Annotated in this window: 13 protein-coding genes and 2 tRNA genes; 2 read left to right on the forward strand and 13 right to left on the reverse strand. The window is 47.1% G+C overall.

Going from position 1 to position 13,788, the window contains the following annotated elements:
* Positions 1–65 precede the first annotated feature (65 nt).
* The 7 genes from MAQ5080_RS07970 to MAQ5080_RS08000 all read right to left on the reverse strand — a co-directional run bounded on the left by MAQ5080_RS07970 (position 66) and on the right by MAQ5080_RS08000 (position 6,635).
* Positions 66–142, reverse strand: a tRNA-Asp gene (locus tag MAQ5080_RS07970).
* Between the two features lie 7 nt (positions 143–149).
* Positions 150–422, reverse strand: a complete 273-nt coding sequence (locus MAQ5080_RS07975) for an HU family DNA-binding protein (protein ID WP_067208932.1) — start codon at positions 420–422, stop codon at positions 150–152.
* Positions 423–542: 120 nt separating this feature from the next.
* Positions 543–2,930 (reverse strand): endopeptidase La, encoded by a 2,388-nt coding sequence (gene lon, locus MAQ5080_RS07980; RefSeq protein WP_067208922.1) that lies wholly within the window; start codon positions 2,928–2,930, stop codon positions 543–545.
* Positions 2,931–3,111: 181 nt separating this feature from the next.
* Positions 3,112–4,395, reverse strand: coding sequence for an ATP-dependent Clp protease ATP-binding subunit ClpX (gene clpX / locus MAQ5080_RS07985; RefSeq protein ID WP_067208919.1), 1,284 nt, complete (start codon positions 4,393–4,395; stop codon positions 3,112–3,114).
* A 15-nt stretch (positions 4,396–4,410) separates the two neighbouring features.
* Positions 4,411–5,043, reverse strand: a complete 633-nt coding sequence (clpP, locus tag MAQ5080_RS07990; RefSeq protein WP_067208916.1) for an ATP-dependent Clp endopeptidase proteolytic subunit ClpP — start codon at positions 5,041–5,043, stop codon at positions 4,411–4,413.
* Between the two features lie 71 nt (positions 5,044–5,114).
* A complete protein-coding gene (gene tig / locus MAQ5080_RS07995; protein WP_067208914.1) occupies positions 5,115–6,449 on the reverse strand; it encodes a trigger factor in 1,335 nt (444 codons plus the stop codon).
* Positions 6,450–6,558: 109 nt separating this feature from the next.
* A tRNA-Arg gene (locus MAQ5080_RS08000) sits at positions 6,559–6,635 on the reverse strand.
* Positions 6,636–6,978: 343 nt separating this feature from the next.
* Between MAQ5080_RS08000 and MAQ5080_RS08005 the strand changes: the two genes are divergently transcribed.
* Both MAQ5080_RS08005 and MAQ5080_RS08010 read left to right on the forward strand, forming a co-directional pair.
* Positions 6,979–7,830 (forward strand): YihY family inner membrane protein, encoded by an 852-nt coding sequence (locus tag MAQ5080_RS08005; RefSeq protein ID WP_067208911.1) that lies wholly within the window; start codon positions 6,979–6,981, stop codon positions 7,828–7,830.
* Positions 7,831–7,865: 35 nt separating this feature from the next.
* A complete protein-coding gene (locus MAQ5080_RS08010; RefSeq protein WP_067208908.1) occupies positions 7,866–8,414 on the forward strand; it encodes a hypoxanthine-guanine phosphoribosyltransferase in 549 nt (182 codons plus the stop codon).
* Positions 8,415–8,485: 71 nt separating this feature from the next.
* On the opposite strand, the gene sthA is transcribed toward MAQ5080_RS08010, so the two are convergent.
* The 6 genes from sthA to MAQ5080_RS08040 form a co-directional block, all read right to left on the reverse strand.
* A complete protein-coding gene (sthA, locus tag MAQ5080_RS08015; protein ID WP_067208905.1) occupies positions 8,486–9,880 on the reverse strand; it encodes a Si-specific NAD(P)(+) transhydrogenase in 1,395 nt (464 codons plus the stop codon).
* Between the two features lie 18 nt (positions 9,881–9,898).
* Positions 9,899–10,132, reverse strand: coding sequence for a (Na+)-NQR maturation NqrM (gene nqrM / locus MAQ5080_RS08020; protein WP_067209020.1), 234 nt, complete (start codon positions 10,130–10,132; stop codon positions 9,899–9,901).
* A gap of 20 nt (positions 10,133–10,152) precedes the next feature.
* Positions 10,153–11,172, reverse strand: coding sequence for an FAD:protein FMN transferase (locus MAQ5080_RS08025; RefSeq protein WP_067208903.1), 1,020 nt, complete (start codon positions 11,170–11,172; stop codon positions 10,153–10,155).
* 73 nt (positions 11,173–11,245) lie between these two features.
* Positions 11,246–12,472, reverse strand: coding sequence for an NADH:ubiquinone reductase (Na(+)-transporting) subunit F (gene nqrF, locus MAQ5080_RS08030; RefSeq protein WP_067208900.1), 1,227 nt, complete (start codon positions 12,470–12,472; stop codon positions 11,246–11,248).
* Between the two features lie 42 nt (positions 12,473–12,514).
* The gene (gene nqrE, locus MAQ5080_RS08035; protein ID WP_067208897.1) at positions 12,515–13,123 is read right to left on the reverse strand and encodes an NADH:ubiquinone reductase (Na(+)-transporting) subunit E; all 609 of its coding nucleotides are present in this window, start codon (positions 13,121–13,123) and stop codon (positions 12,515–12,517) included.
* Positions 13,124–13,786: an NADH:ubiquinone reductase (Na(+)-transporting) subunit D gene (locus MAQ5080_RS08040; RefSeq protein ID WP_067208893.1), complete on the reverse strand. Its 663-nt coding sequence runs from the start codon at positions 13,784–13,786 to the stop codon at positions 13,124–13,126. It lies immediately after the preceding gene.
* Between the last annotated feature and the right edge of the window lie 2 nt (positions 13,787–13,788).

The raw sequence follows: 13,788 nt of genomic DNA on the forward strand, positions 1-13,788 counted from the left end.
CTAAAAACTGTAATCTGGAAAACAAAAAAGGTGCATCCCGCGGGGAACACACCTCTTTGCTCTAATGGCGGAACGGACGGGACTCGAACCCGCGACCCCCTGCGTGACAGGCAGGTATTCTAACCAACTGAACTACCGCTCCAAATGCATTAGTTCACTGCGTCTTTAAGGCCTTTGCCAGCTTTGAAGCTAGGAACCTTAGCGGCGCTGATTTGGATCTCTTCACCTGTCTGAGGGTTACGACCTGTACGTGCCGCACGCTCTTTTACCGCAAAAGTGCCAAAACCAACCAGTGTAACTTGGTCGCCGTTTGCTAGCGCTTCTTCGATTGCTTTCAACGTTGCATCTAGCGCATTACTTGCAGCAGCTTTAGATAAGTCTGCGGACGTGGCAATAGCATCAATCAATTCTGATTTGTTCACGTTCTACCCCTTCAGTATTCTCGTGGTTCCTTGGTATTGTAATCCGACCAAAACGTAACGGTCGATTTAGATGAGCATTTATACAAGCCTATCTAAGGCCCTGTCAACACAGGGTTTGGCCTAATGATGACTCACAGATTCTTGTTCATCAACAGTTTTTTCCTTCCCCGACACAGATTCTTCACTTTTTGGTGAAGGAACATACTCTAATGCCACATCCAGCACCTCATCGATCCATTTCACCGGTACGATTTCGAGATCCGCTTTGATGTTGTCTGGAATTTCTTTCAGATCACGAGTGTTCTCTTGAGGGATCAACACCGTTTTAATGCCGCCACGGTGCGCCGCTAGGAGCTTCTCTTTCAGACCACCAATAGGCAACACCTCACCGCGCAGGGTAATCTCGCCAGTCATCGCCACAGAGGCTTTTACAGGCACTTTTGCCAACACTGAGACAATCGCTGTACACATAGCGATACCCGCACTAGGACCGTCTTTAGGGGTCGCACCTTCTGGCACGTGCAAATGCAGATCGACTTTTTCGTGGAAATCTTCATCAATTCCCAAGCCCACAGCGCGACTGCGCACAACCGTCAAGGCCGCTTGAATAGATTCTTGCATGACATCGCCTAGGGAGCCGGTCTTCACATGACGACCTTTACCCGGCACACCAGCGGCTTCAATGGTCAACAACTCACCACCCACGGAAGTCCACGCCAAACCGGTGACTTGACCAATTTGGTTGTTCTCTTCGGCCTTACCGTAGCTGAATTTACGCACACCACAGTAGTCTTCTAGATTGTCAGAAGACACTTCTACCGCATCGTTGCTCTTCTTCAGCGCTTGCTCTTTCACTACGCGACGACATACTTTGCTGATTTCACGCTCAAGACCACGCACGCCCGCTTCTTTGGTGTAGTAACGAATCACGTCCATCAAGGCGTCGTCGGAGAAATCAATTTCGGAGGCTTTAAGACCACTTTGCTTCATCTGCTTAGGCAGCAAATAACGCTTAGCAATGTTCAGTTTCTCATCTTCGGTGTAACCCGGAATACGGATGATTTCCATACGGTCCATCAGCGGACCTGGGATATTCATACTGTTAGAGGTACAGATAAACATCACATCTGATAGATCGTAATCCACTTCTAGATAGTGGTCACTAAAGGTATGGTTTTGCTCAGGGTCTAGCACCTCAAGCAAGGCTGACGCTGGATCACCACGTTGATCCATACCCATTTTGTCAATCTCGTCGAGCAAGAACAGAGGATTTTTTACTTTTACCTTAGCCAGTTTTTGCAGCAATTTACCTGGCATAGAGCCAATGTAGGTACGGCGGTGACCACGAATCTCAGATTCATCGCGCACCCCACCCAGTGCCATACGCACGTATTTACGGTTCACGGCACGGGCAATCGATTGACCTAGAGAGGTTTTACCGACACCTGGAGGCCCCACTAGACACAGCACAGGGCCTTTTACTTTTTTAACACGCTGCTGCACGGCTAAGAACTCAAGAATACGATCTTTAACGTCTTGTAAGCCGTAGTGATCTTCGTTTAAAACTTTTTCAGCATAAGCCAAGTCGTTGCGGACTTTAGAGCGCTTCGACCAAGGCAGGGATACCAACCAATCAATGTAACCACGCACCACCGTGGCTTCCGCTGACATCGGCGACATCATTTTTAATTTCTTCAGCTCCGCTTCCGCTTTTTCAGTGGCTTCCGGGGACATTTTTGCTTCGGTGATTTTCTCTTGCAGCAAATCTAGCTCATTGCTGCCCTCATCCATATCACCCAGCTCTTTTTGAATGGCCTTCATTTGCTCATTCAAATAGTACTCACGCTGGCTCTTCTCCATTTGTTTCTTAACGCGGCTACGGATGCTTTTCTCAAGGTGAGCGATGTCCAATTCACCGTCCATCAAGCCCATTAAATGTTCGCCACGCTCAACCAAAGAGCTTAGCTCTAGCGCACGCTGCTTGTCTTCCAGTTTCAGGCTCATATGGCCAGCAATGGAGTCAATCAGCTTGGATAGGTCATCGATCGATTTAAGCGACGTCACCACTTCACTTGGGATGCGTTTACTGCCAGCCACGTATTCATCTAGTTGCTTAATCAAGGCATTACGAATGGCAGGGTATTCCGACTCATCGTCTTCCACTTCTGGCAAGGCTTCGATGTTGGCAGAGACCCACTCATCACCTTCTTCAATGGATTGCAGCTCGGCACGGTACTGACCTTCTACCAAGACTTTCACGGTACCGTCAGGAAGACGTAGCAATTGAATGACTTTGGCGACCGTACCAATGTTGTATAGGTCGTCTTGCTTAGGGTCATCTTTGGTGGCGTCTTGCTGTGCAACAAGAAATACCAGCTTATCACCATCCATTGCCGACTCTAGTGCAGCAATCGACTTTTTACGGCCAACGAATAATGGCAGCACCATATGTGGGTACACGACAACGTCGCGTAACGGCAACATGGGTAAAAATTTAGAATCAGACATATTTACTTCCAACTGGACATTAACGTACGCAACGTCAATGTGTGACTTAACTTAGATAATTAAGAGATAAGGTCAGAGGGGTAAAAATGCAAGCGTTAGGAGAGGAATTAAAAGAAAAAGGAAAAGAATAAGATCAGATTTCGCTTACAACACTAAGTCGCAAGCGAAATCTGTATAGAAATTAACCATTTGAGGCGTCTTTCTGCTCACTTTCAAGCACCATCAGCGGTGTCGAATCACCACGAATGGACGGACCATCCATGACCACTTTGGCCACGTCAGTACGGTTTGGCAAATCGTACATACAATCAAGTAGAGACGACTCTAGAATGCTACGCAGACCACGAGCACCCGTCTTACGCTCTAGCGCTAAGTGAGCCGCTTCACGCAATGCTTCCTCAGTAAACTCAAGCTCAACACCTTCTAATTCAAATAGGTGCTGATACTGTTTAGTCAAAGCATTCTTAGGCTGACTCAAAATAGTCATCAAAGCTTCTTCGTCTAGCTCAGACAAGGTTGCAACCACTGGCAAACGACCCACGAACTCAGGGATCAAACCAAATTTCACCAAGTCTTCTGTTTCCACATCATGGATCGACTCAGAGAATGAGCGGTTTTCTTCTTTGCTCTTCACGGTTGCCTTGAAGCCAATACTACTCTTCTCTGTACGATCACTGATGACGCGATCTAGGCCTGAGAATGCACCACCACAGATAAATAGAATGTTCGAAGTATCCACTTGAACAAACTCTTGCTGTGGATGCTTACGACCACCTTGTGGTGGCACCGATGCAACCGTACCTTCGATCAGCTTCAATAGCGCCTGCTGAACACCCTCACCCGATACATCACGGGTAATAGATGGGTTATCCGACTTACGCGAAATCTTATCGATTTCATCGATGTAAACGATGCCGCGCTGTGCTTTTTCTACGTCGTAATCACAATTTTGCAGCAGCTTCTGGATGATGTTTTCAACGTCTTCACCCACGTAGCCCGCTTCGGTAAGCGTGGTCGCATCAGCAATCGTAAACGGTACATCCAGCACGCGTGCAAGCGTTTGTGCCAGCAGAGTTTTACCGCTACCCGTTGGGCCGATCAGCAAGATGTTACTCTTACCCAGCTCAACATCTTTGTTTGCTAAGCCTTGGTGACGCAAACGTTTGTAGTGGTTATATACCGCTACCGCTAACACCTTCTTGGCACGGTCCTGACCGATTACATAATCGTCCAGCGCCGTTGAAAGTTTTGCTGGCGTTGGCAACTCATCAGTCGCTTCTGCCTCACCATCACCTTGTAACAACTCTTGCGTAATGATGTTGTTGCATAGATCAACACACTCATTACAGATGTATACCGAAGGGCCGGCAATTAACTTTTTAACCTCGTCCTGACTCTTGCCACAGAAAGAGCAGTACAGCAAACGATCAGAGTGATCGCCGCGGCTATATTTATCATCAGACATTAAAGTCCACCCTTTTTATACTTCGCGTTTCTCTAGAATATCGTCAATCAAACCGTAGTCTTTAGCCATTTGTGGGTTCATAAAGTTATCACGGTCTGTGTCTTCAGAGACTTTTTCGATCGGCTGACCTGTGTGGTGAGCGATGATTTCGTTTAGACGATGTTTAATACTCAGAATTTCGCGAGTGTGAATTTCGATATCAGAAGCCTGACCTTGGTAACCACCAAGTGGCTGGTGAATCATGACACGAGAGTTAGGTAGGCAATAACGCTTACCTTCAGCGCCCGCAGTCAATAGCAATGCACCCATACTTGCCGCTTGACCGATACACATAGTGCTCACATCTGGCTTAATAAACTGCATTGTATCATAAATAGACATACCCGCCGTAACAGAGCCACCTGGAGAGTTAATGTATAGGTGGATGTCTTTGTCTGGGTTTTCAGATTCCAAGAACAACAATTGGGCAACCACTAGGTTAGCCATGTGATCTTCAACTTGACCCACCAAAAAGATAACACGCTCTTTAAGCAGACGTGAATAAATATCAAAAGACCTTTCACCACGAGCAGTTTGCTCAACTACCATTGGTACTAGGCCATTACTTGTAATCGCGACTGGGCCAGTTGTCGGGGTCATTAAATTCATATTCTATTCCTTAAAACGAAAAAGCCGGTATAGCTTGCGCTATACCGGCCCGTGAGAATTATAAGCTAAGCTTATGCTTCTTCAGTCTCTTCTGCTTCTGCAGCTTGAGCTTCTGGCTTGATAGCGTCTTCGTAACCTAGAGTTACTTCAGTAATTTTCGCGCTTTCTAGCAGTTTATCAACAACTTGCTCTTCAAGTACAGCAGATTGAACTTGCTCTAGTTGTTCTTTGTTGTTTAGGTAGAATTCAACAACTTGCTGTGGTTCTTGGTAGGCTTGAGCCATGTCTTCCAAGAATGCACGAACGCGCTCTTCTTCTACTGTCAGTTCGTTCTTTTGGATCACTTCAGAGATCAAAAGACCTAGTGCAGCACGCTTCTTAGCTTCGTCTTGGAACAACTCAGCTGGTAGTTGAGAAGCATCAAAACCTTGTGCGCCACCGAATTGACGAGCCGCTTGCTGACGTAGACCGTCAACTTCTTGATCAACCAATGCTGCTGGCACTTCAACTGGGTTAAGCGCTAGAAGTTGGTCGAACAGAGAGTTTTTCAGCTTGCCTTTAACTGCTTGGCTTAGCTCACGCTCCATGTTCTTTTGCACTTCAGCACGTAGACCAGCTAGGTCAGCGTTTTCTAGGCCGAATTTGCCAGCGAACTCATCGTTTAGCTCAGGAAGTACTTGCTCAGCCACTTCGTGTGCAGTGATTTTGAAAGTCGCTTCTTTACCCGCTAGGTGTTCAGCTTGGTAGCTTTCTGGGAACGTTACAGAGATTGTACGCTCTTCACCTGCTTTGATACCTACGATGCCTTCTTCAAAGCCTGGGATCATTGAGTTTGAGCCAAGAACTAGCTTGTGACCTTCCGCAGCGCCGCCTTCAAATGCTTCATCGCCTAGGAAACCAACAAAATCCAGTGTTACTTGGTCGCCGTCTTGCGCTTCACGCTCAACAGCAGCCCACTCAGCGTTTTGCTTGCGTAGTGTTTCTAGCATAGTGTCAACGTCAGCTTCCGTTACTTCAGAAACCACGCGAGTTACTTCGATGTTAGAAGCGTCAGCAAGTTCAATCGTTGGGTAAACTTCTACTTTTGCAACGAACTCTAGGTCAGCGCCTTCAGCGATGTTTTTAGGTTCGATGGCAGGCATACCAGCTGGGTTGATAGATTCAGCTTGGATTGCTTCAACGTAAGCGTCACGCATTACTTGCTCTAGAGCTTCCATACGGATGCTTTGACCGAAACGTTTTTTAACAACGCTTACTGGCACTTTACCTTTACGGAAACCGTCGATACGTACTGTCTTAGCTGTTTTAGCTACTTCAGCGTTAACTTTATCATCGATACGTGCTGCAGGAACGCTGATAGTAAGAACGCGTTCGATTGGAGACGTTGTCTCTACAGAAACTTGCATAAAACTTCCTCTTGGGAACGTGCTTTATTTGTTGACGCTGCCGCGAAGAATCACGACTTACTTTAAAGCTCAGTCAACAAGACCAAAAAATTCAATTAAAGCAATGTAATGGCACGCCTGGAGGGATTCGAACCCCCGACCATCCCCTTAGAAGGGGGATGCTCTATCCAACTGAGCTACAGGCGCAAAGACTACATCACAAATAGTGACGCGCTATTATAGGGAAGGAATATAAATCGTCAACTCATAGACATAAAAAAGCCCAGCAGAGCTGGGCTAAAAGATAATATATGACTTTTCGTCACCAAGGAACTGAGAATTTCTCTAAGCTATGCCTTAGTCACTCAACAGTACAAATATCACAAAAGGAACGAGATGGATATTAGAGCTGACACCCTGCGTTTGCAACCAAAATGGAGCAGTTTTGGGCATCTTGCACTATAGATGTGCACTTACCACAATCTTTACACAATGGCCTGATTAGGACTTTGCAGATACACTATGACTATTGATGTAAATGGACCTTCGCATGCAAACCAAAGCCGTAAAAAACATTGCCACACAAACCTATCAACTGATTCGATTAGTGTGGAGTCGCGCACTTCGCTACCAAGTCTCGCTGCGCGCCGCACACCTAACACTGGCTACTTTATTGGCGGCCGTTCCCATCATCACCATTGTATTTGGCATTTTGCGACTCACCCCCGCCATGGTATCCATTCAAGATTCCTTGGTAGCATACGTTGAGACCCACCTTGCCCCTGGCAGCAGTAGCACCGTCATACCTTACCTACTGTCTTTTTCAGAACAAACCAAGAACCTGCCAGCGGCGGGGATCGCCATGCTTATTCTGACGGCCCTACTGTTGTTAAACAGCTTTGAAGCCTCGGTCCAAGCCATTTGGCAGGTCAAACAAAAGCGCAATATTCGCGAACGACTGCTTACCTACTGGGCCATTCTCACCTTAGGCCCGATCATGCTAGCCGTCGTCATGAGTCTGTATGGCACCCTACTGTCCTATCAAATTACGGGCGATTACATTCCCGATTTTCTAAAAGGCATTTTCGAACTCAGTAGCTATGCACTGTATTTTTTGATGTTGTTTACCATTAATTTTTTAACGCCAAACGCCGAAGTAAAGCTCAAGCCAACCGCCATTTCCGCCCTCATTGGCGCGATTGCGATCGCGATACTGAACTCAATCTTCGCAAACTTTGCACAGTTTTTTGCCAGCTATAAAATTGTCTACGGTGCGTTCGCAGCCTTACCAACGTTTTTGGTTTGGCTACAGGCCAGCTGGCTCATTATTTTGCTGACGGTCAGCTTGAATGCGACCCTGCATAAATTGGATCGCGTTAAAGATCACATTAAGTTAGAATGATCGGTCAAACTTTTACACAAACTCAAATTTAGCCCATGCATAACATCGACGAACTAAATTCTATTTTGAATGAGGCCGACTGCCTCGTTTCTGAAGCCCAGCTGAATGAAGCACTGGATAAAATGGCGCAGCAGATTACCGACGACTTGGCCACCAAACAGCCGATTGTTATCTGTGTCATGAATGGTGGACTACTGCCAACAGGTGCTCTATTACAACGCCTGCAGTTCCCACTAGAGCTGGATTACGTCCACGCTAGCCGCTATGGCATGGCAACACAAGGCAGCGACCTTAACTGGACACGCTATCCTCAAACGGATTTCAAAGGGCGCGACGTATTAATTGTTGACGACATCTTTGACCAAGGCCATACCGTTGAAGCCATCATTAAATGGTTTGAAGAAAACGGTGCAAATAACGTCTATTCTGCAACCGTGATCAATAAGCTCCACGATCGCAAAGTTGAGATGCGTCCCGATTACATTGGCCTCGACATCGAAGACCGCTTCTTGTTCGGCTATGGCATGGACTACCAAGGTTACTTCCGTAACCTGCAAGGCATCTATGCGGTGAAAGGCAAATAAGCCTCTTTTCAATCCCGCAGCATCAAAAAAAGGCGCCCATCGGCGCCTTTTTTATACCTGCTCAACAGAGCTTAGAACACACGGTTAAAGCCATTCAAGGCTGCCACACGGTAGGCTTCCGCCATCGTTGGGTAGTTGAATGTGGTATTTAGGAAGTACTTCAGGCTGTTCAGTTCACCTGGCTGCTTCATGATCGCCTGACCGATGTGTACGATCTCGGATGCTTGGTCACCGAAACAGTGGATACCAAGAATTTCAAGCGTTTCACGATGGAACAACAGCTTCAGCATCCCCACCGCTTCACCGGTAATTTGCGCCCGTGCCGTGTTCTTAAAGAACGCACGCCCCACTTCATAGGGCACTTTCTCAGCCGTTAGCTCGGCTTCTGTTTTACCAATCGAGGAAATCTCAGGAATGGTATAGATACCCGTCGGCACTTCGGAAATGTAGTGTCCACCTTCTAGACCCAACATATTCGCTGCCACCGAACGACCTTGGTCGTATGCGGCACTGGCAAGACTTGGCCAGCCAATCACATCACCCGCTGCGTAAACGTTTTCAACCGCCGTTTGGTAAGTATCATTTACCGCCAACTGACCGCGCGAATTGGTTTCAAGACCAATATTTTCAAGCCCTAAGCTCTCAGTATTACCCGAACGACCATTACAGAACAGCAAGGCATCGGCACGTAATTTCTTACCGGACGCCATGGTGACGGTAACATCACGATCCGTGCTTTCTACTTTTTCAAACGTTTCGTTATGGCGAATTAGAATGCCACCATCACGTAAGTGGTAACTCAAGGCATCGGTGATTTCATCGTCCAAGAAGCTAAGCAGCTTCTTGCCTGGGTTAATCAGCTCAACACGCACACCAAGACCACAGAAAATCGATGCGTATTCACAGCCGATTACGCCAGCACCGTAAATAATCAACGAACGCGGTGTATGACTTAAGGTCAGGATACTATCAGAGCAGTAAATACGTGGGTGTGAGAAGTCAATGTTCGCTGGATGGTAAGGACGTGAGCCCGTCGCAATCACCACTTTATCCGCCACCAACTCTTCTGGACCTTTTTCGTAGGTGTTCACTTCAATGGTATGGGCATCTTTGAAACGGCCTCGACCAAAGTAAACATCAATACGGTTACGAGCGTAATATTCTGTACGCCCCAATACTTGCTTATCAATCACTCGGTTAGCGCGATCCAACACCTTCGGAAACGAGAACCAGCGAGGCTCACCGATATCACGGAACATGGGGTTAGTGTTGAATGCAATAATTTCTTTTACCGCGTGACGTAGCGCTTTTGAGGGAATGGTACCTAAATGGGTACAGCTACCACCAACCCGCGGACTAGCTTCGATGACTGCAACTCGTTTGCCTGCTTTGGCTGCGTTCATCGCAGCCCCCTCCCCAGCAGGACCGGTACCAAGCACTACGACATCATAATGTCTAGTCGTCATAAGATTTTATTACCTCATCTATTTTGTTGCGTCATAAAACAGTTCTTCAGAGACTTTGGCAGCACGTGCTTTTTTTGTTTCCTTTTCGCACTTTCCTTTGTCGCCACCACAAATATCACAAGCAACCTCCATACCTAGGGCACTCATACCGCCACAAGATCCAGAAATCGGCTTACGCCCCATTAGAACACCTACCGCCATGGCAGCAACCACAGCAATCATCAATACAAAAGCAGAAATCATCATAGCCATAATCATTTACCTCTCTGGGCTTAATTGTTGGTTAGGTAAGCTTCAAAAGCTTCGGAGAATTGCTCCGCGAAGCCAAAGTCCTCTTTCACCAACAGGTATGCCGCAATATCATTTTCTTGTGCAAATTTAAGGCCGTCTTCTGGACCCAATACGGTAATAGCTGTCGCCAAACCATCTGCACGGGTTGCATTGGAATCAATAACAGTGACCGACACCAATCGATGGGTGATCGGTTTGCCTGTCGTCGGATCAATGGTGTGCGAATAGCGCACCCCATTCTCTTCAAAGTAGTTACGGTAATCGCCAGAGGTTGCAATGGCGATATCTTTAGCGCTGATCACACGCTGTGCCACATTGTGCCCACCCGCTGGACTTTCCACGCCGACCGCCCAAGAACTGCCGTCAAGTTTGCGGCCCGACACGAGGATCTCACCGCCCACTTCTACTAGGTAATTGCTAATACCGGATTGCTGTAACGTGCGAGCCACTTCATCAACACCGTAACCTTTGGCAATCGATGATAAATCCACATAAACATCACGGGATTTTGTTAACTCGTTGCCGTCCAACTTGACATAATGGTAGCCCACTTGCTCTTGGGCAGTGACAATCTCATTCTCAGTTGGCACTTGATCATTGTGGGCGCCCGGACCAAATCCCCACAGGTTCACCAGCGGCCCAACGGTGACATCGTATTTACCACCTGTTAGCTCACTGATGTTAAGCGCCTCGCCTAGCACGTACGCCAAATCATCTGAAACGGTGACTCGGGTGCCAGCAGGCTGCTTATTAAATTCTGATAGTTCTGAAGTTGGGTCGTAAGTCGACATCAGCTTGTTGATGCGCAATAGCACACTGTCCACTTCAGATTTTAACTGCTCACGACTCGGCGCATCGGCGGTCGTGGTGTATTTAACCGTATAGGTCGTGCCCATGGTTGGGCCTGAGAAGCTCACGAGCTCAGGAGAAAATGAAACTGCTTTGTAAAGGATGGTGACTAAAACCGCGGCCACCAACGCCAGCAATACTTTGTTTTTCATAGGTACCCAACAGAGTTTGGAGGAAAGAAAAACAAAGACCCACCGAACGGGTGGGTCTGTGTTTCATTCAGTGCTAGCCACCAAAGTCGTCAAGAAGGATATTTTCTTTCTCAACGCCTAAGTCTTCCAGCATTTTGATGACAGACGCGTTCATCATTGGAGGTCCACACATGTAGAACTCACAATCTTCTGGTGCTGGGTGATCTTTCAAGTAGTTGTCATACAACACATTGTGAATGAAGCCAGTCTTACCTTCCCAGTTATCTTCTGGTTGCGGATCAGACAGAGCTAGATGCCATTCAAAGTTGTCGTTTTCTTCTTGAAGTTGATCGTACTCTTCTGTGTAGAAGGCTTCACGCAAACTACGTGCACCGTACCAGAAAGACATCTTACGTGAAGAGTTTAGACGCTTAAGCTGATCGAAGATGTGCGAGCGCATTGGCGCCATACCCGCACCACCACCGATGAAGACCATCTCTGCATCGGTGTCTTTGGCGAAGAACTCACCAAATGGACCGTATACTTTGATCTTATCACCTGGTTTCAAGCTGAATACGTAAGATGACATTTGACCTGGTGGTACATCGTCTTTACCCGGTGGTGGCGACGCGATACGGATGTTGAATTTAACAACGCCCTTCTCTTCTGGGTAGTTCGCCATCGAGTAAGCTCGAATGATCGTCTCGTCCACTTTAGAAACAAATTTCCAAAGGTTAAAGTGATCCCAGTCGCCACGGTACTCTTCTTGGATATCAAAGTCTTTGTAGTGAACCGTGTGCGCAGGCGCTTCAAGCTGTACGTAACCACCAGCACGGAAGTCAACGTTTTCACCTTCAGGAAGGCGTAGTGTCAACTCTTTGATGAAGGTTGCAACGTTCGGGTTAGACTCAACAGTACATTCCCAAGCTTTTACACCGAATACTTCTTCAGGCACTTCTACGTCCATGTCTTGTTTCACAGAAACCTGACAAGATAGACGGTAGCCTTCTTTTTCTTCACGGCGCGTAAAGTGTGACTGCTCAGTCGATAGCATAGAGCCACCACCCGACATCACTTTACACTTACACTGTGCACAGGTACCACCACCACCACACGCAGATGATAGGAAGATACCGCTGTTTGCTAGGGTTTGTAGAAGCTTGCCACCGGCTGGTGCCGTCACTTCCTTTTCCCCATTAATACGGATTGTTACGTCACCACTACTTACTAGGCGGGCGCGAGCGAACAAAATGATCGCTACCAACGCCAGCACGATAGCGGTAAACATCACAACACCTAGAATAATTGTATCTAAGTCCATGCTAGTTTAACCTTTTTTCTTGGTTGTCTAACTGTGCAGCGATTAAAGCTGCACACCAGAAAATGACATGAAGCCCAAGCTCATCAGACCAACGGTGATGAACGTGATACCCAAACCGCGTAGACCCGCAGGCACGTCAGAGTATTTAAGCTTCTCACGGATACCTGCAAGCGCAGCAATCGCAAGCGCCCAACCGATACCAGCACCAACACCGTAAACCAAACTTTCAGAGAAGTTGTAATCACGTTCAACCATGAACAATGATGCACCCATGATGGCACAGTTTACTGTGATCAGTGGCAAGAACACGCCCAGTGCGTTGTATAACGCTGGCATGTACTTATCCAAAGTCATTTCCAATATTTGTACAATCGCTGCGATAACACCGATGTAGCTCAATAGACCCAAGAAACTAAGGTCAACATTTGGCAGACCTGCCCAGTCCAATGCGCCTTCTTTAAGAAGGTTTTGGTACAGCAGGTTGTTCACAGGAACCGTTACCGCCAATACGATTACTACGGCAATACCTAGACCAATGGCCGTTTCTACTTTCTTAGACAGCGCTAGGAAAGTACACATACCAAGGAAGAAGGCCAAAGCCATGTTTTCGACGAAAACTGCCTTAATAAAAAGACTGATTAGGTGTTCCATTTATAGGGCCTCCTGAGAACGAGAGTTTTTCGCAATCTTGAACTCTGGCTCTTCAACCTGCTCTTTCTTGTATGCACGTAGCGCCCAGATAACTAGACCTATTACGAAGAAAGCACTTGGTGGAAGAAGCATCAAACCGTTTGGCTGGTACCAGCCACCGTTTTGAACTGTTTCCAATACTGGAACACCAAAAAGTTTACCCGCGCCCAATAGCTCACGGAAGAAACCAACAATCATCAGCATCGCACTGTAGCCCAGACCGTTACCGATACCGTCTAGGAAACTCATCGCTGGACCGTTCTTCATGGCGTACGCTTCGGCACGACCCATTACGATACAGTTAGTGATGATCAGACCTACGAATACCGACAGCTGCTTACTGATTTCAAACGCAAACGCTTTCAGTACTTGGTCTACCACAATTACCAACGAAGCAATGATGATCATCTGAACGATGATACGGATGCTGTTTGGAATGTGCGCGCGGATCACCGCGATAAACAAGTTCGAGAATGCACACACCGTTGTTAGGGCGATCGACATTACCAAACTTACGCTTAAACTACTTGTAACTGCCAGTGCAGAACAGATACCAAGGATCTGTAATGCAATTGGGTTATTTGAAAGAATCGGTCCAAACAGGACTTTTTTCACTTCAGACATGC

The sequence above is a fragment of the Marinomonas aquimarina genome (genome assembly GCF_900089755.1).
GTDB lineage: Bacteria > Pseudomonadota > Gammaproteobacteria > Pseudomonadales > Marinomonadaceae > Marinomonas > Marinomonas aquimarina.

Coding starts and splice junctions, on each gene's coding strand:
- MAQ5080_RS08040 (WP_067208893.1), bottom strand. CDS start 13,786: ATGTCTGAAGTGAAAAAAGTCCTGTTTGGACCGATTCTTTCAAATAAC.
- MAQ5080_RS08025 (WP_067208903.1), bottom strand. CDS start 11,172: ATGAAAAACAAAGTATTGCTGGCGTTGGTGGCCGCGGTTTTAGTCACC.
- clpP (WP_067208916.1), bottom strand. CDS start 5,043: ATGAATTTAATGACCCCGACAACTGGCCCAGTCGCGATTACAAGTAAT.
- tig (WP_067208914.1), bottom strand. CDS start 6,449: ATGCAAGTTTCTGTAGAGACAACGTCTCCAATCGAACGCGTTCTTACT.
- lon (WP_067208922.1), bottom strand. CDS start 2,930: ATGTCTGATTCTAAATTTTTACCCATGTTGCCGTTACGCGACGTTGTC.
- nqrE (WP_067208897.1), bottom strand. CDS start 13,123: ATGGAACACCTAATCAGTCTTTTTATTAAGGCAGTTTTCGTCGAAAAC.
- clpX (WP_067208919.1), bottom strand. CDS start 4,395: ATGTCTGATGATAAATATAGCCGCGGCGATCACTCTGATCGTTTGCTG.
- nqrF (WP_067208900.1), bottom strand. CDS start 12,472: ATGGACTTAGATACAATTATTCTAGGTGTTGTGATGTTTACCGCTATC.
- nqrM (WP_067209020.1), bottom strand. CDS start 10,132: ATGGCTATGATGATTTCTGCTTTTGTATTGATGATTGCTGTGGTTGCT.
- sthA (WP_067208905.1), bottom strand. CDS start 9,880: ATGACGACTAGACATTATGATGTCGTAGTGCTTGGTACCGGTCCTGCT.
- MAQ5080_RS08005 (WP_067208911.1), top strand. CDS start 6,979: ATGCAAACCAAAGCCGTAAAAAACATTGCCACACAAACCTATCAACTG.
- MAQ5080_RS08010 (WP_067208908.1), top strand. CDS start 7,866: ATGCATAACATCGACGAACTAAATTCTATTTTGAATGAGGCCGACTGC.